Origin of the sequence: Pseudarthrobacter sp. NamE2, assembly GCF_005796205.1 — a bacterium.
In the GTDB taxonomy this organism is placed as follows: Bacteria; Actinomycetota; Actinomycetes; order Actinomycetales; family Micrococcaceae; genus Arthrobacter.
Genome location: NZ_VAHN01000006.1, coordinates 110,706 through 127,290 on the forward strand (window position 1 = coordinate 110,706; position 16,585 = coordinate 127,290).

The following is a 16,585-nucleotide window of genomic DNA, read 5'->3' on the forward strand; positions in this document are numbered from 1 at the left end:
GTTCACTAAAACATAGACGTACGAACGATCGTACTCCTCAGATAGGAGGTGTGTCTTGTTCGATCAGCTTTTCCAGCCAATTGACCTTGGCGGCCAGACCTTGCCCAATCGCCTGGTCCTTCCGCCGCTAACGCGAAGCCGGGCCGGGGACAACGGCGTCCCTACTCCCCTCATGGCGGAGTACTACCGCCAGCGCTCGGGCGCCGGGCTGGTCATCAGCGAGGGCACGGTGGTTTCACCGCAGGGTGCTTCCTACGCGAGGGTGCCCGGACTGTACTCGCAGCAGCAAGTGCAGGGCTGGCGGCCCGTCGTGGCAGCCGCAAGGTCCCAAGGAGCCGCGGTTTACGCCCAGTTGTGGCATGTTGGACGGCAAGCCCACTCCTCCGTGCAACCCGACGGCGGCAGGCCGTGGGCTCCCTCGGCCATCGCCATCACCGGCGGGCAGTACAGGAGCCCGCAGGGGCGGGTTCCTTTCGAAGAACCGCGCGAACTCAGCATCGACGGAATCACGGAGATCGTGGAGCAGTTTGCCACGGCAGCCCGCAACGCCATGGCTGCCGGCTTTGACGGTGTGGAACTGCACGCGGCGAACGGTTACCTTTTCGACCAGTTCCTAAACTCGAGCTCAAACCAGCGGACCGACCAGTACGGCGGATCAGTGGAAAACCGGCTGCGTTTCCTCAACGAGGTCATCGACGCCGTCAGTTCCTATGTGCCTGCGCACAGGATCGGCGTGCGCCTATCGCCGTCGTCGACGTGGATGGATGTCTTCGATCCTGACAAGCGAAGGCTCTACTCTGCTTTGGTCCGCAGTAGCAGCCCCCGGGGCCTCGCCTACCTTCATCTGGTGGAGCCGGGAATTGCCGGAGCCGTGGACAGCGCCGACCACGCAGGACCTATCACCAGTAGTGAGCTGGGCGCCCTCTTCGATGGTCCCGTGATCGTCACCGGCGGGCATACGCCGCGGACTGCAGCAGCAGCCATCGGAGCCGGAGAGGCGGACCTCGTGGGCTTTGGCAGGCTCTTTATCTCCAACCCGGACCTGCCGCTGAGGATCCGTCTGGGTGCCGAGCTGGCGGACCTCCGCAACGCAGGCCTTTACGGCGGCGGGCCCGAGGGCTACACAGACTATCCCGAACTTCAGACTGCACACTGACATCCGGACCAGAGAGGGACCAGAACATGTCCGAGCAAAACACCGCCAGCCAGCGCAGCCTTAATGTGCTGGTTACGGGAGCCGCAGGCGGTATGTGCCGCGGGATCAACAAGCGGCTGGGCAACGCCGGACACACGCTGGTGTGCGTGGACCTTGACTTGGAACGCTGCCAGGCCGCCGTCGACGAGCTACGTGGGCAGGGAATCACGGCCCATGCGTTCGCCGCGGACGTGACGCGGGAGGACGACGTCGAACGGTTGCGTGCCGCCGTTAAGGAGACGGTCGGTGAGGTCCACGCCTTGGTCAACGCTGCCGGAATCCTGGATCGGAAGATGCTCCTGGACCACAGCGTTGAGTCCTTCTCGTGCGCGATCGACATCAATCTGGTGGGACCGTTTGCGCTCATTAGGGCCTTCGCGGAAGACCTGCTCGCCGCCAACTGGGGGCGGATCGTCAACGTCTCTTCCATTGCCGGGACCACCGGCTACCCCTACCCGAGCTATGCCGCTTCCAAAGCCGGCCTCTCTAACCTCACCCGGTCTTTGCTGGTGGATTTCTGGGGCACGGGTATCACCGTCAATTCCGTGTGCCCCGGCGTGGTGGACACCCCCATGGTGATCCAGGAAGTGCGCGACCAGGTTCCCAATAAGGTACCCACGGGCAAGATCGTGGACCCCGACGAAATCGGCGCCCTGATTGCCTTCCTTCTGACCGATGATGCCCGGAGCATCAACGGGGCGGACCTGGTGATCGACGGCGGTGCCACCCAGGTCTTCCGGCTTTTCGACCCCACCCAGGGCTGAACGCGTGCAGATCACCGGCACGCGACAGCGCGAGGCATGGCTGAACAAGCTCCAACCTCCGGTCGAGAACGTCGGCGAAGGGTTGTGGTCCATCCCCGTAGTGTTCCCGGGGAACCCCATGCGGTATACGTTGTCCTACCTTGTGATCAGCGGCCCCGACTGCCTGGTCATCGACCCGGGCTTCGACAGCCCGCAGGGACGGTTGGATTTGGAGGCTGGCCTCCGGGCAGCCGGCGTGGGGATTCCGGACGTGTCGGGCATCGTTGCGACGCACTTCCACACGGACCACCTGGGAATGGCTTCCTGGCTCAGGAAGCGGTCCGGGGCCTGGCTTGCGCTGGGCCAGGCCGAGCAGCGTCATATCTCCGTCTTTGACGATCCCGCCGTCGAAAGCGAAACAGACCGGAACCGCATGCGCTCGTGGGGCGTCCCCGAAGGCCGGCTCGATGAAGCCGCCATGAGCGTGGACCAACTGATGCATTTGAAGCAGCTGGCGGATCCCGATCTCCGGCTCGGCGACGGCGACGCGGTCCCCATCTGTGGACGGCCACTCACCGTCATCGAAACCCCCGGCCACACACCCGGCCACATCTGCCTCCGCGACCCGGGTCGCGAGGTCTTCATCAGCGGCGATCACGTGCTGCCACGCATCTCCCCCAACGTTTCCCTGGAGATCCGCGGCGACGCCGATCCCCTGCGCAGCTGCATTAAGTCGCTCGGACGGCTGGAGGCGGACACGCACTTCGAGGTCCTGCCTGCCCACGAATACCGCTTCAGGGGACTCCGGGACCGGGTGCTGGCACTGCAGTCCATGAACCTGGAACGCTCGCAAGAAGTGGTGCGGGAACTGGAAGCACAAAGGAACCCCACCGTGTGGTCAGTCGCGTCGCGGCTCACGTGGTCCCGTGGCTTCGATTCGCTGGGCAACCTGCAGCTCCGGCTGGCCCTCAGCGAAACAGCCGCCCACCTGCAATACCTCCGCACCTCGGGCGTGAACCACACCGTTGAAGGGCTCCCGACCGCGGAACTCGCCGTATAGGGACGGCCCGCCTTTGGGTGGGCCTGAACTGCGCAAGCCTTGAACTGCTGAAAGCCAAAGGGCCCGGATCCCGAAGGACCCGGCCCTTTGGCTGTAAACAACAGCCTGTCTGTGCTTAGGAGGCCTGGACTTCTTCTCCAAGGTCGACCTCGACCTCGTCAGCCAGGAACCACTGCATGTCAGCCAGGAACTCATACTCGTGCTCGAACAGCTCCCGGGCTTCCTCACCCGCGTAGGCCGTCTTCACATCAGCCACCGAATCGAACCAAAGCTCAGCCATCCCATTGAACGGCCACTCCTTGTGATGTTCGACTGCGGGGTTCTGCCTGTAGCGCCTCAGCCCGGGAAGCCTGCGCACCAGGACAGGATGCTCGACGTTCCACTTGTACAGGAACTCATCCCGGCTCAGGCCCTCCCTGGCTTTGAGGACAGCAACCACTTTGATCATCCGCGTCCCCTTAGGCAGGCGTAACAGCCTGGCGACGCTCAACCGGCACAGCCTTGCGGCGGCCGTAGAGATCCAGGCGCACCATCAGGTCCGAGCGCAGCTCGTTGGCCGGAACAACAGCCTCAACGGCGTTGGCATTGGCGATCTTGAAAACATCGATGCCCTCGGCATACTCAGCCTGCTTCTCGGCAATGAACTTGCGGCGCTCTTCCGGATCCTCGATTTCGTGGATCTGGTTGTAGTACACGCCGTTCACGGCAGCATCCGGGCCCATGAGGGCGGGGCGGGCCGTCGGGAGGGCAATGACGGCATCCGGGTTCATGGGAGCGCCGGACATTGCCAGGTAGCCGCCGCCGTAGGCCTTGCGGACCAGCACGGTGATGCGCGGGACGCGGCACTCGGAGACTGCGAAGATCATCTTGGCGCCATGGCGGATGATGCCTTGACGTTCCACGGCCGAGCCGATCATGTATCCGGCGATGTCCACCAGGAAGATGATCGGGATGTTGTAGGCGTTGCAGATCCAGATGAAGCGCGCGGCTTTGTCCGAGGAATCGGGGAAGATCGAGCCGCCCATATGCTTCGGCTGGTTTCCCACCAAGCCCACGGGACGTCCACCGATCCGGGCAAAGCCGGTCAGCATCTCCGGTGCGAATAGTTCCTTGTACGGGAACCAGCTGCCCTCGTCCACCAGGGATTCAACGAACTCCTCCATGTCGAAGACCTCGGCCTCACGGAGGGGGACGATCTCCTGCAGCGTGCGCCCCGGGCGCGGTTCCTGGGCAGGGGCCAGAGGCGCCGGCTGCTCCCAGTTGGCGGGGAGGAAGCTGAGCCATACACGGATGGCGGCGATGGCTTCTGCGTCATCTTCAACCAGGACGTCGCCCAGGCCGGAGACGCTGCAGTGCATCTCTGCTCCACCCATTTCCTCCAGGGTGACCTTCTCACCAGTGACCATTTCCGCCAGACGCGGCGAACCCAGGTACGCCGTTGCATGCCCGCGGACCATGATCGTCATATCGCACAGGGCGGGAACGTAGGCCGAGCCGGCCGGGGACGGACCGAACAGCGCGCACACCTGCGGAACGCGGCCGGAGATCTGGACCTGATTGTAGAAGATGTTGCCCCAGGCGTGGCGGCCTGCGAAGCTCTCGAACTGCTCGTCAATGCGTGCACCGGCAGAATCGAACAGGTAAACGAGCGGGATTCCCGCAGCGTTGGACTTCTCCTGGGCGGCGGTGATCTTCTCGAAGGTCCGGTTGCCCCACGTACCGGCCTTGACGCTGAAGTCGTTGGCGATGACACACACCTGGCGGCCGTCGACCCGACCGAACGCGATGACGACGGCGTCCCCCGGGAGTCCGTCTTCGAAACGGGCCAGCAGGCCGTCTTCAATGTATTCGTTGTCGTCGAACAGCAGCGCGAGCCGCTCACGCACCAGCAGCTTGCCGGATTCAACGATCTTCTTGCGGTTCTTCTCCGAACCGCCCAGCCGCGACTGTTCGAGCTTCTCCTGGAGAAGTTCGTGCACGGTAGGTGCTTTAGCCGTCGACGTCGACGCCTCTACTTCCGTGATCGTGGTGGTGCTCATACGGGCCTCCAGTTGAAACAGCAGGGTAAATACTTATGTGTTCCAGTATACGAACGAGCGCTCGCTCGTCTAGTCCTTCGAAAAAAATGCTTGGATTACAAGGGAAATTTGCTTCTGGACAGCAGTGAGGGCTGCCCGAAACGTCGGGCAGCCCTCGGTTCTGTGGCGCGCAGGAACTAGGAGCGGTAGTCGATCTCCAGGTCAACGATGTCCTGGTCCTCAAGGTTCACCACGATGTTGTCGGGGGTGCGGGTGGTCATCCAGATCAGCTCTTCGGTCTTGCTGGCGTTGCCTTCGATGTGGGGCATGTACGGCGGGACGAAGACGAAGTCCCCTTCTTCGAGGTAGACGATCTCGCTGTAGCCCTCGCCGAAACGAATGAAGCCACGGCCCTTGAGCACATAGCCGCCAGTGTTGGCCTCGCCATGATGGTGGGCGCCTGAGATCTCTCCCGGACCCGTGTAGACCTTGCCGAACCAGAGGCGCTCCACCGGGCTGTTTTCCTTGCTCACGCCGGAAATGCGGCGGGCGTTCTGCGTCTGGCCCGGAGCCGCTTCCAATTCGCCCGCCCGGTGAACACGGAAGATGTCTGTGTTCTTGTTGATGTCAAAGGCGACGTCAGTAGTCATCGCTGGTCCTTTCGAAGTGGGTGCGGGGATGTTGCGGATCGTCCAAACGAAGAACGAACGTCCTTTAGCCAAGTATCCAGCGAAGACGGCACGAGGTCAAGACGAACGTTCGTACGTAAATCGTAGGGGCACCTCCACCAGGAGCGAACTGTTCGATCGGGATTCCGAGCTAGAGATCGGACGGAAGCTCCAAGGACTCCGCAAGTACGGTGAGGGAGAACGGGCTAGGAAACGCGCGATCTGCTCTATCGCCACATTTGACCGTTATAAGGAAGCTGCTGCCTCTAACGCTAACGCCGAAGCCGACCGGATAATCCTGGCGGCGGCTCGGCTGCAGCCCCTCCACTCTTGGAAATGGCCCAAGCGGCTCATGGGTGAGGCGACTTCTTCAGGTCGTGTCGGTCATGAAGTAGTCGTTGTCCCCGGCGTAGATGCCCGGGAAGTTCGAACGGTAGATTCAGACGAGTTCGTGGGCGTAGTCCTCGGGCGCATTTAAGTCGTGGATCCCGCTGCACTGACCTTTTGCTTAGTGGATTGAGTGAAGGCGTCAGGCCCCGGCGAGGGCATCGCCTCGTCGCGGGCCTGCTTCACGAAGCCTAGCTGGGTCAGAGACCCCATCGTGGGGGGCTTAGATTATGCGAGGCGCGATACGCCACCGACCAAACAGTTGCCGAACGCCCATTCGATCCCGTTGTTCCGGTGAGTGACTTGCGCTGGCCTGACGCTAAGCCGTACTTCGGGGAAGGGTGGCCAGCTGATGTAGGTCCGATTGGTCTGTCGCCAGCGGCAGTAGGTAAAACTGGACGGCGCCGGCCCGAAAACCGGGCCGGCGCCGTCGCAGTTTAGTAAGTTAGGCCAAACCCGAAGGGGAAAAGCTCTCCGTCGGTGGTCTCCTTGTAACCCGGAAGGTCGCTGTACTGTTCACGGATCGCTTCAGCGGTGCCCGCCAGTGCGAACGGCATGCGGCCCTGCGGCGCGACCTTGCCCGAGAGGATATCCAGCAGTGCGGTGTCGCTCATGCCGAACCCGGCAACAATGGCGCCGGCGTCGCGCAGTCCGCTTGCTTCGTCCAGGACGAAGGGCTGGCGGAAGTACACCTGCAGTACTACCTTCTCAGGGTCCTCGACCTCGGCCATGACCTGCTTGATCGTGTCGAGTGACGGGGTGATCTTCCAGGACTCCGACTCGGCCATGGATGTGAAGTCCAGGATGCTTGACTCCCAGGGCAGGGAACCGCCGAAGCGCAGACCGTTGTCCGTGCACGACGGCGCACCCTGGGCTACGCATGCATCCGCTGCACCGTACGGGCTCTTCCCGTCCAGTCCAGCCACACCATCAAGCGTGATCGGGTTGATGTGCTCGGGGTTCATGCCGGAGGTCGGAGAATTGCTGACGTACGACGAGGTGTTGGTGTTGTTCACCGTCACCGAGATCAGTGCGTAGTCGCTGCCGGCGGCGCTCGGACGCTCGTCCGGGTTTGCCACGTTCCCGTTAGTGACGTTGTAGCCGTAGCTCTCCACGGTTTTCTGTGTGAAATCGCCAAGGATATAGACGTCTGATCCGTCCTTCAGCGGCAGGGTCTTGCCGCCGTCGGCTGTGTCCTTGTTCTGCAACAGAACCGCCGACTTGCGCTGGAGGTCCAGCCCCACTTCACGGTGGGCAGCGTTGCCGACGACGGCGCCAGCAGCTTCGGCGTCCACGTATGGGTTTTCGAAGAGACCCATGCTGAACATTGGCTTCAGCAAGCGGGTCGCGGCCAGCGTGACACGTTCCTCGGAGACAAGCCCGCTGTCCACCAAATCGGTGATGGTCTTGACGTCGTGAAAACCGGAGAGGGTGTCAGTTCCACCATTGATCGCTGCCGCGACGCGCTCGGGGACGGTCTTGTCCTCCAGGCCCCAGGCGCGGTCGTTGATGATGCCGGTGTCGGAGTTGACGTAACCGTCGAAGCCGAGCTTGCCGCGCAGGAGGTCGTTGACGATTTGGTTGGAGAATGCCATGCCTGTCTGGTCGTATGTGACGCCGTCGTGTGTGACGTCAACGGGAGCGCCGTAGTAGGGCATGATCGATGAGACGCCGGCTTTGATCGCCGCTTCGAAGGGCTGCAGGTGGTAGCCAAAGCCATCGCCGGGGTACACCTGCGTCTTGCCGAAGGAGTAGTGCGCGTCGAGGCCAAGCTCCTGCGGCCCGCCGCCGGGGAAATGCTTCATGGTCAGGGCCACGGAAGTGTCCGGGCTGAGCGAGTTTCCGTCGTCGTCAACAGGTCCCTGCAGGGTCTCCACGAGCTGGGTCATGATGTTGGAGTTAAGGTCCGCGTCCTCGGTGAAGGTTTCATGGGTGCGATACCAGCGTGGCTCCGTGGAGAGGTCGGCCATGTAACCGTACATCCCGCGCAGCCCGATCGCCTCCCATTCCTCGCCCATGACGGTGGCGAAGTCATCGACGACGGACATGTCACCGGTGGTGGGGTCCTGACCGGTCTGCCGTGCTTCCTCGCCGAGCGCTGCGGCGGCGATACCCGCTTCCTTTGGGAAGGCAGTGAAGGCGCCGGCTGCTTCGTTGATTCCTGCCCGGGCGTCCGGGTCGATGTGGTTGCGGGCGTTGGACTTGTAGAGCATGGGGATGCCCAGGCGGGTTGCTTCACCCAGTTCCTGGATGGTGTTCATGTATCGCGCGGCTTCTTGCGGTGTTAGAGACGTGCTGGCTGCGAAGCCACCAGACCCGCCGCCGCAGACTGCCTTGTCCTCGCTGGTCACGACGTTGCGGATGATGAACCGGTGCATTTGCTGGTTGTTGATGAAGTCGCTTGCCGTGGGGCCGAGGGTGCCGCGGGTCTGGGTTGCTGTGTCACACGCGGCGTTGAGCGTATCGATCAGCATAAGGCCGGCCTTCTCGTCCAGCGTCATGAGCGACACGAGGTTCGCCGTGCGGTCCTCGGCCGAAAGGCGCCAGTCCTCATAGGGGTCGAGGGTGCCGTTGGCGTTGAGGTCCTTAAAGGTCCGGCCGTTGACCTTGATCGTGTCCTTGACGCGTGCGCCGAGCACCGGGGGCTTGCTATGGTTGCCCTGGTCTTTGTTCGCGGCCTTCGTGGTCCCCTCCGGGGACTTGGCCTGAACCGGCAGCGCTCCGGCGGTCACCCCCAGCGTAAGGGTCAGGGGAACTGCCACCGCAGCGGCAAGGCGCTGGCGCGCCGACAATCGCTTCAATAAACGAGTCATTTCGTCTGCTCTCCATTGAGTGTGGGATGCTGCTTGGCGCCCGGAGACCAAAAGAGTCAGGTATGAAGCGCCTCTTCCACTCTTCCCGAATGCCAACCGAGGGTCTTAGGAGTTGCCACAAGTTGCTCCGGTTGCGGAAGTTGCATGGAACGGGGGCCGGAAACAACAAAAGCGCCGGAGTGGTGCAGGGATGGGTGATCCTGCACCTCTCCGGCGCTTCTATCGGTGTAGCCAGTCAATCTAAGCGACGATCAGCTCCAACTGCCTCCGCCGTCAATTAGCGATGGGTTGCCTACGGTTTCGTCAGGCCCATGACGGTGGGCAGCCACATGGATAGCTGGGGGATGAAGGCTACGAGGAAGAGGGCGACGGTGAGTGCCCAGAATATGGGCATGATCCTGGTAATCATTGGTTCAATGCTCACCTTGGCTACCCGCGCGGCCACGAAGAGGTTGTTTCCTACAGGAGGCGAGATATTCCCCAGGCACATGTTGAAGACCATCATCGTGCCGAAATGGATCGGATCAACACCAAGCTCCGTAACGATCGGCAGGAAGATCGGTGTGAAGATCAGGATGGCCGGCGTGGGATCCATCACCGTGCCGGCCAGGAGCATGATGATCATGATGATTACGAGTATCACGACGGTGTTGTCGGTCAGGCCCAGGAGGGCGTCACCGACGAGTGCCGGCACCTTCGCGAAGGACATTACCCAGGCAAGAATTCCCGAGACGCCGATGAGCAGCATAACGATCGCCGTCGTTTTGGCCGCTTCGAGGGTGATCGAGGGCAGCGCGCGCAGCGGCAACGTCTTCTGAATCAGGCCGAGGGCGAGGGAGTAGAGCACTGCGATGACGGCCGATTCTGTGGCGGTGAAGAACCCCGCGAGGATACCGCCGATGACGATGACGATCATCAGCAGGGAGGGGACGGCGCGCAGGAACACCATCCCGGCCTCGCGGGCGGTGGGACGCCGCCCGCCGCCCAGTTCGGGGTGCTTACGCGCGTAGATCGCGACCATGACGATGCAGACCAGCGCCCACAGCAGGCCCGGACCGACGCCGGCCATGAACAGCGCTGCGACAGAGGTGCTCGAGACCAGGGAATAGATAATGAAGGTGTTGCTCGGCGGTATCAGCATTCCCGCCGGCGAGGCGGCTGCGTTGACAGCGGCGGCAAAGGCCGGGTCGTAGCCCGCTTTACGCATCGGCGGCGAAAGCACCGAACCGACGGCGGCGGCCGAGGCGACGGAGGCACCGGAGACAGCGCCGAACATGGCGTTCGCCACTACGGTGGTCTGAGCCAGGGAGGCAGGCAAACGCCCTGCCAGGACCTGCGCTAAGTCAATGAGCCGTTGCGCAATTCCACCGGTATTCATCAATCCGCCCGCAAGAATGAAGAACGGAATCGCAAGCAAGGCGAAGGAATTACTGGCGGCGAACAGGCGCTGGGCCGACGTGAGAGCCGCGCCGTCCCAGCCGAGGAGGACGACAATGGCGAGGGCCGAGGGCACGCCCATTGCGACGGCAACGGGGACCCCCAGAGCAATTCCGATGACCAAGCCGCCGAGCAGTATGAGCGCGGCGAGTGTGACGGGTTCCATAATGCCTCAGATTCCTTGGTTGTTCTCGTCGATCTCAGGCATGGGCTCCTCCGTGCCAGCGAACATGCCGACCAGGTGGCACAGCGCGAAAAAGGTGATCAGTGCGCCCGCAACTGGCAGGACCAGGTAAATCTGGCCCACACTCACCGGCATCGTGGAAATGTTCTGGTTCCATGCATTCATCGCCACTTCATAACCGCCGAAGATCATCACGAACACGGCGAAGAATATGATCGTCGCTTCCACAACGAGGGCGACGCCCCTTTGCACCGGCTCCGGAAACTTCTTGATGAAGATTTCAACTGCGATGTGGCCACGCTCAGAGAACACCAGCGCAGCGCCGAGCAGTGCCAGGACGACGAAGACATAGCGGGCTGATTCCTCGGTCCAAGATGCCGGCGCGCCGAGCACCTGCCGTGAGATCACCTGCCAGGCGACAACGACTACCAGTGCAGCGAAGATCACCACGCACAGCAGGGCCAGGACCCGGTCGATGATACGCCGCACTGCCTCCAATGCGGCTACGGCAGGACCACCGGTGGGGCGTCGCTGCCCGACGCTTGCCCCTGGTGCCGGCACGGCGGAAGCACCGCCGTCCCGCCCGGTCATGGCCGGGACGTCACCGTCGGCCCCTGTTGGCTTCTTGCTGGTCATTATTTCCTCCGCTGGGGAGCAACGATGTCGCTGCTCCCTGTTGTCATCTATGTGCCCGATTCATGGGCACGCGGTGGTGGGGGCGCACTTGGTGCGCCCCCACCCGTTGGTCATTTCGCGGCGGCGCGAGCGGCGTCGTAGAGGGCCTGCTGGGCGTCATTCTCGATAAATTTTCCGGCGATCGGTTCGAGCACCTTGTCGAAAGCGGCCTCATCGACCTCGCTGAAGGTAGCACCAGCGGCCTTGGCGCTGGCGATATCCTCCTCGGTGGCCGTGGTCCAGAGCTTGGTGTGCTCTTCGTGCGTGGCCGTCCACTCCTTCTGGAACACGGCGCGGTCAGCCTCGGACATCTTCCCGAGCAGATCGGAGTTGACGATCAGATAGTCCAGACCGACCAGGTGATTGGTCTGGGAAAAGTGCGGGGCGACCTCGAAATGCTTCTGCGTGAAGTAGGAGACTTCGTTGTTCTCAGCTGCGTCTACCACTCCGGACTGCAAGGCTGTATAGAGCTCGCCGAAGGCCATCGGGGTTGCGGAGGCACCCAACGCCTCGGCCAGCGCTATCATCACGTCCGACTCCTGCACGCGCAGCTTTTTACCGGCCAGGTCCGCCGGCGTCTTCACCGGGGCGTCATTGGTGTAGATGCTGCGGGCCCCCTGGGTAAACCCACCCAGGACGGTGAGGTTGTTCGACTCCTCCAGCGAGGTGTACAGCTCTCCGGTGACCTTCGGGTCATGGATAACCTTCATCTGGTGCTCGACGTCATCGAAGACCTTGGGGAGGTTGAAGACCCGAAAGTCCTTATTGAGGTTCTCAAGTTGGGTGCCCGAGACGATCGCCAGGTCCACCGCTCCCTGGGAGACCAGCTGCAGGGCCTCCTGCTGGGCGCCGAGGGTCTCGTTCGGATACACGTCCATCTTCCAGCGGCCCTCAGTGGCCGCCTCAAGACGCTTCCCGAAGTTATCCAGGGCAATGTACGAGGGGTGCTCCTCGGTCTGGTTCAGCGCCACCCGCAAGGTGCCGCTTTCCCCACCGGTGCTGCTTCCCCCGGCCTCACCCCCGCCGCCGCAGCCCGTCAGGGCCAGCGCAGTGGCAGTGGCAACAGCCACCAGGGAAAAAATCTTTGTGCGCAACATGATGTTCCTTCTCTGCTCGTCGATGAGCTTCTGGGCACGTCGCGAGGCGACGCTGTCGTACCAATTGGGGCTGATGGCAACACGGGAAAACAAGGAGTTGCCATTTGTTGCAAGTCTTCAAATGACCCGCTCAACAACTCAGGTGGTTCCCGGTGCTTGAGCCGCCTCCCGCGCTTGCGCGCCGTCGTGCAGGGGTGCTTCGCTTCAAAAGTTCCCGGAGTACTAACTATGGGCCGTTGCGAACTGCACACTGCGGCATGGAGGCTTCCTCCATAAAGCCAATAAAGTACTGCAACCTACAAGTAGTTGCCAAGAATTGCCTTCACCGGTCTATGGTGGGCGGCGGAGGTAATCATGGCTGACTCACAAGGCTTACCCTCGATCTACGACGTCGCCCGCGTCGCCGGGGTGTCGGCATCTACCGTTTCGCGTGCCTTCGCCCGCCCGGGACGGGTCAGCCACCACACGGCACAGAAAATCTTCGCTGCCGCGATCGAGGTGGGCTACCGCTCGGCCCACGTGGCCGGAATCCAGCATCCCGGCGGGCAGCGCTCCTCGATGATCGCCCTGGTCATCGCGGACATCCGGAACCCTGTGTACGCGGAGATGGTGCGTGGGGCTGAAGCCGCGGCGGCAGAAGCGGGTTACACCATGCTGCTCGCCCACACACAGGAGTCCGAACGGAAGGAACGTGAAGCGCTCGAACGCGCTCTGCCCTCCGTAGACGGTATCGTCCTGTCCAGCTCGCGTATGTCCGACTCGGCAATCCGCATGATGGCCAAGCAGAAACCACTCATCGTCATGAACCGCGCTGTCAAGGACGTCGCCAGTGTGGTTACCGATAATCCCCGCGGCATCCGGCGTGCAGCCGAACACCTTGGGGAAATGGGACACCGCAGCATCACCTACCTGGCTGGGCCTGAGGCTTCCTGGGCCGATGGCATGCGGTGGCGTTCTCTACGCGAAGCTGCCATGGAACTGGAGCTCTCAGTTCGCCGGACCGCGTCGCATTTGCCGACGATTCAAGGCGGTGAGGAAGTCGCCGCCGAGTGGCTGCGCCACCGCACGCCCGGTGTCATCGCCTACAACGACCAAATGGCCATCGGCTTTATTCGTGCCCTGCAGCAGAGAGGCTTATCGGTTCCCGGCGACGCCAGCGTGGTAGGGCACGACAACAGCTACGGGGCCGCGCTCATCACTCCCTCTCTGACCACGATCGAGGCCCCCCTGTACTCCCTCGGTGCTACTGCAGTGAACAACCTGCTGGCCTTCGCTGCGGGCGCCCGTTCCCGATCCAACCAGCCGGTGGTTCTTCCTACACGGCTTGTTGTCCGCGACTCCACCAGGCCGGCGACCAGCTGACCCTCGCCTTGTTGCCAACAAATGGCAACTCGTTGACGCAAATCGTTCCCCTTGGCAACGATTGGGCGCATGCCCTCTTCAATTTCTTCCCTCGCAGCAGAGCCTGACCGGCTCCTGCCTGCGGAGCCCGGTGTGCGGGCGATAGCCCGGAACCTATTGGCCCGCGTGGAGTCACTGCCCATCATCTCCCCGCATGGCCACGTCGACGCTGCTGTATTGGCCCAGGATGAACCATTCCCCGATCCGGCGACGCTGCTGGTTACCCCGGACCACTATGTCGTCCGTCTGATCCACGCCAGCGGAGTTCCGCTCGACCGACTCAACCAAGGCCCGATTGCCAACACCGACCCCCGCACTGTGTGGCGCGAATTCTGCAAGGCCTGGCCGCTGTTCGATGGCACCGCATCCGGCTACTGGATCCGTTCGGAATTCGAGCACGTCTTCAAACTGGACCAGGAGATCTCAGAGGGCACTGCCGACAGCACCTTCGACGCGCTCCAGGCCCGCCTGAACGAGCCGGCATTCCGTCCGCGCCAGCTCTTCCATGACTTCAAGATCGAGGTGCTCGCGACCACCGATGACCCGCTTGACGACCTGCAGCACCACGCTGCCATCGCCGCTGATCCCACCTTCCGCGGCAAGGTGTTGCCCACCTTCCGCCCGGACGCGTACATCAATATCGCCCACCCTAACTGGGTGGAAAACGTCGACCGGCTGATCGGCCTCGCGGGCGATGGCGCGGCGGGCTACGCCGGATACATCCGGGCGATGGAGAACCGGCGGCACTACTTCGTGGAGCACGGTGCCGTGTCAGCAGACCACGGCGTACGCACGCCGCTGACCCTCAAACTGGGACGGTCTGATGCAGAGAGGCTCTTCACGCGTGCGCGGTGCGGTGAATGGACAGGCGAGGACCGCGACGTGTTCGAAGCCCACATGATGTACGAGATGGCGCGCATGTCCGTCCAGGACGGCCTCGTCATGACAATCCACCCGGGCTCCTATCGCAATCACCACCTGCCGAGCTTTGAGAAGTTCGGCAGCGACACCGGCCATGACATCCCGATTCCGGTGAGCTACACCGAAGCCATCCGCCCGCTGCTGCAGGACTTCGGAACCACACCCGACTTCCACCTGGTGCTGTTCACCCTGGACGAGACCGTCTTTTCCCGCGAACTGGCCCCGCTGGCCGGATTCTACCCTTCCGTCTACATCGGAGCGCCCTGGTGGTTCCTTGATGCCCCGGACGCAATGCTGCGCTTCAGATCCGCCATCACAGAAACCGCCGGGTTCTCCCGGTCCTCCGGCTTCATCGACGACACCAGGGCCTTCTGCTCCATCCCTGCCCGCCATGACGCCTCGCGCCGAATTGAAGCCTCCTTCCTCGCACGGCTTGTGGCCGAGCACCGCATCACGCCGGCACGCGCCGAAGAGCTGATCGTGGACTTGGTGGACCGTGCACCACGAAGGGTCTTCAAGTTGTGAGTACCCGGAACAAGCTAAGGTCGCTCAACCGCACCAACGTAGCCGCCCCCGCTGCACCCGTGCGGATTGTGCACATGGGACTCGGTGCGTTCCACCGCTCCCACCAGGCCTGGTATACAGAACAAGTCGACGCGGACCACCAGTGGGGCATCGCGGCGTTCACGGGCCGAAGCCCGGAAGCAGCAGCAACACTGGCTGCCCAGGACGGCCTCTACACCGTTGTCGAACGCGCTGATGATGGCGATACGTTCAGTGTTGTAGGCAGCATCACTGCGGCGTACGACGGCGGTGACCTCGCCCAACTGACGAAAGTACTGTCAGCACCGGAGACCTCGCTGCTGACAATCACCATCACGGAACCTGCTTACCACCTTGGCATGGACGGACTGCTCAATCCAGAGTCCGCTGCTGTCGCATCCGATGCAGCCGCCCTAAAGGAAATGTGGGCGGGCAGCGGGAGCTTGGAGGTGGAGGGTGATTATCCGCAGCTGACAACGATGGGTGCCCGCGTCCTGCCGGGGCTCGATGCAAGGCGCCGCACCAAAGCAGGCCCTATCGCCGTCGTCTCCTGCGACAACCTGACGTCCAACGGTTCGGCAGCTTCCCAGGCGATTCAGGGCCTCGCCGGCCTTGTGTCGGCCGAACTCTGTGAGTGGATTCAAGCGAACGTTTCGTTCGTCGATACCTCGGTGGACCGCATCACTCCCCGCACCACCGAAGCCGACACCACTGCAGTTTGCGAAGCCACCGGGTTTGACGACGCCGCGCCAGTTGTTACCGAGCCGTTTTCAAGCTGGATTCTCAGCGGTAAATTTCCCGCCGGGCGTCCTGCGTGGGAGAACGCCGGGGCCCTCTTCGTCGATGACATAGCGCCATTCGAGCAGCGCAAGCTTTGGCTGCTGAATGGTGCGCACTCGCTGCTTGCCTACGTCGGTCAGTTGCGGGGTTTGCGCACTGTCGCAGACGCGGTGGCCGACCCCTCCTGCGCCGCGGAGCTCGAGGCCTTTTGGGATGAAGCCGCCGCTCATCTTGATCACCCTGGCCTCAACACCCAGGCCTACCGGGCGGCCCTCCTCAACCGATTCCGGAACACCCGGATTGAGCACCTGCTGGAACAAATCGGCATCGATGGCACAACGAAACTCCGTATGCGTGCCGTCCCGGTCCTCATCGCCGAACGTTCAGCGGGCCGCACCGGTGAAGGTTCGGCACGCATCATCGCCGCATGGGCCGACTTCCTGGTCCACCAGCAGGAACACGGTGCGAGGCCGGCGGACGCAGAAGCAGACCGCCTCTCGGACATCCTAAAACTCTCCGGCAGGGACCTCACCAAGGCCCTCGTCACGACACTCAACGCCGATCTCGGAGCTGACACCGCCGTCGTGGACCTCGTCCACCGCCTCCGGTGCAGCTGGTAACAGATCCCCCTCCAATGCCTTTTCTCCCCCGCGCCTCAGCGCA

Annotated in this window: 14 protein-coding genes; 7 read left to right on the forward strand and 7 right to left on the reverse strand. The window is 62.7% G+C overall.

From position 1 onward, the window contains the following. Positions 1–55: 55 nt before the first annotated feature. From FDW83_RS09155 to FDW83_RS09165, 3 genes are read left to right on the forward strand one after another with little or no spacing between them, the layout of a single operon-like run. Positions 56–1,156, forward strand: coding sequence for an alkene reductase (locus tag FDW83_RS09155; RefSeq protein ID WP_138137689.1), 1,101 nt, complete (start codon positions 56–58; stop codon positions 1,154–1,156). Between the two features lie 26 nt (positions 1,157–1,182). Then, positions 1,183–1,959, forward strand: coding sequence for an SDR family NAD(P)-dependent oxidoreductase (locus FDW83_RS09160; protein WP_138137691.1), 777 nt, complete (start codon positions 1,183–1,185; stop codon positions 1,957–1,959). A gap of 4 nt (positions 1,960–1,963) precedes the next feature. Beyond that, a complete protein-coding gene (locus FDW83_RS09165; RefSeq protein WP_240720925.1) occupies positions 1,964–2,998 on the forward strand; it encodes an MBL fold metallo-hydrolase in 1,035 nt (344 codons plus the stop codon). Positions 2,999–3,113: 115 nt separating this feature from the next. Here the strand turns inward: FDW83_RS09165 and FDW83_RS09170 are convergent, their stop codons facing one another. From FDW83_RS09170 to FDW83_RS09200, 7 genes are all read right to left on the reverse strand, one after another. After that, positions 3,114–3,446, reverse strand: a complete 333-nt coding sequence (locus FDW83_RS09170) for an EthD family reductase (protein ID WP_138137693.1) — start codon at positions 3,444–3,446, stop codon at positions 3,114–3,116. A 10-nt stretch (positions 3,447–3,456) separates the two neighbouring features. Next, positions 3,457–5,037, reverse strand: a complete 1,581-nt coding sequence (locus FDW83_RS09175; RefSeq protein ID WP_205754662.1) for an acyl-CoA carboxylase subunit beta — start codon at positions 5,035–5,037, stop codon at positions 3,457–3,459. Positions 5,038–5,213: 176 nt separating this feature from the next. Further along, on the reverse strand, positions 5,214–5,666 hold the full coding sequence (locus tag FDW83_RS09180) for a cupin domain-containing protein (protein WP_138137695.1): 453 nt from the start codon (positions 5,664–5,666) through the stop codon (positions 5,214–5,216). 842 nt (positions 5,667–6,508) lie between these two features. Then, the gene (locus tag FDW83_RS09185; RefSeq protein WP_138137697.1) at positions 6,509–8,884 is read right to left on the reverse strand and encodes a glycoside hydrolase family 3 N-terminal domain-containing protein; all 2,376 of its coding nucleotides are present in this window, start codon (positions 8,882–8,884) and stop codon (positions 6,509–6,511) included. Positions 8,885–9,176: 292 nt separating this feature from the next. Beyond that, entirely contained in the window at positions 9,177–10,487 is a 1,311-nt protein-coding gene (locus FDW83_RS09190) for a TRAP transporter large permease (RefSeq protein WP_205754663.1), read from the reverse strand. 6 nt (positions 10,488–10,493) lie between these two features. Beyond that, positions 10,494–11,141: a TRAP transporter small permease gene (locus FDW83_RS09195; protein WP_138137701.1), complete on the reverse strand. Its 648-nt coding sequence runs from the start codon at positions 11,139–11,141 to the stop codon at positions 10,494–10,496. Positions 11,142–11,251: 110 nt separating this feature from the next. Next, complete coding sequence (locus FDW83_RS09200; protein ID WP_138137703.1) at positions 11,252–12,277, reverse strand: TRAP transporter substrate-binding protein; 1,026 nt, start codon at positions 12,275–12,277, stop codon at positions 11,252–11,254. Between FDW83_RS09200 and FDW83_RS19120 the strand changes: the two genes are divergently transcribed. From FDW83_RS19120 to FDW83_RS09215, 4 genes are all read left to right on the forward strand, one after another. Beyond that, the gene (locus FDW83_RS19120; protein WP_171027510.1) at positions 12,267–12,437 is read left to right on the forward strand and encodes a hypothetical protein; all 171 of its coding nucleotides are present in this window, start codon (positions 12,267–12,269) and stop codon (positions 12,435–12,437) included. The two genes, FDW83_RS09200 and FDW83_RS19120, sit on opposite strands and share 11 nt — an antisense overlap. A 194-nt stretch (positions 12,438–12,631) precedes the next feature. Then, positions 12,632–13,639: a LacI family DNA-binding transcriptional regulator gene (locus FDW83_RS09205; RefSeq protein WP_138137705.1), complete on the forward strand. Its 1,008-nt coding sequence runs from the start codon at positions 12,632–12,634 to the stop codon at positions 13,637–13,639. A 69-nt stretch (positions 13,640–13,708) separates the two neighbouring features. Next, on the forward strand, positions 13,709–15,124 hold the full coding sequence (gene uxaC, locus FDW83_RS09210) for a glucuronate isomerase (protein WP_138137707.1): 1,416 nt from the start codon (positions 13,709–13,711) through the stop codon (positions 15,122–15,124). Further along, positions 15,121–16,542: a mannitol dehydrogenase family protein gene (locus FDW83_RS09215; RefSeq protein ID WP_240720926.1), complete on the forward strand. Its 1,422-nt coding sequence runs from the start codon at positions 15,121–15,123 to the stop codon at positions 16,540–16,542. The genes uxaC and FDW83_RS09215 overlap by 4 nt, the downstream gene beginning before the upstream one ends. The last annotated feature ends 43 nt before the right edge of the window (positions 16,543–16,585 follow it).

Bases quoted from the DNA above. Each gene is read 5' to 3' on its own strand.
- FDW83_RS09160 (WP_138137691.1), top strand. From the start codon at position 1,183: ATGTCCGAGCAAAACACCGCCAGCCAGCGCAGCCTTAATGTGCTGGTT.
- FDW83_RS09170 (WP_138137693.1), bottom strand. From the start codon at position 3,446: ATGATCAAAGTGGTTGCTGTCCTCAAAGCCAGGGAGGGCCTGAGCCGG.
- FDW83_RS09175 (WP_205754662.1), bottom strand. From the start codon at position 5,037: ATGAGCACCACCACGATCACGGAAGTAGAGGCGTCGACGTCGACGGCT.
- FDW83_RS09180 (WP_138137695.1), bottom strand. From the start codon at position 5,666: ATGACTACTGACGTCGCCTTTGACATCAACAAGAACACAGACATCTTC.
- FDW83_RS09185 (WP_138137697.1), bottom strand. From the start codon at position 8,884: ATGACTCGTTTATTGAAGCGATTGTCGGCGCGCCAGCGCCTTGCCGCT.
- FDW83_RS09190 (WP_205754663.1), bottom strand. From the start codon at position 10,487: ATGGAACCCGTCACACTCGCCGCGCTCATACTGCTCGGCGGCTTGGTC.
- FDW83_RS09195 (WP_138137701.1), bottom strand. From the start codon at position 11,141: ATGACCAGCAAGAAGCCAACAGGGGCCGACGGTGACGTCCCGGCCATG.
- FDW83_RS09200 (WP_138137703.1), bottom strand. From the start codon at position 12,277: ATGTTGCGCACAAAGATTTTTTCCCTGGTGGCTGTTGCCACTGCCACT.
- FDW83_RS09205 (WP_138137705.1), top strand. From the start codon at position 12,632: ATGGCTGACTCACAAGGCTTACCCTCGATCTACGACGTCGCCCGCGTC.
- uxaC (WP_138137707.1), top strand. From the start codon at position 13,709: ATGCCCTCTTCAATTTCTTCCCTCGCAGCAGAGCCTGACCGGCTCCTG.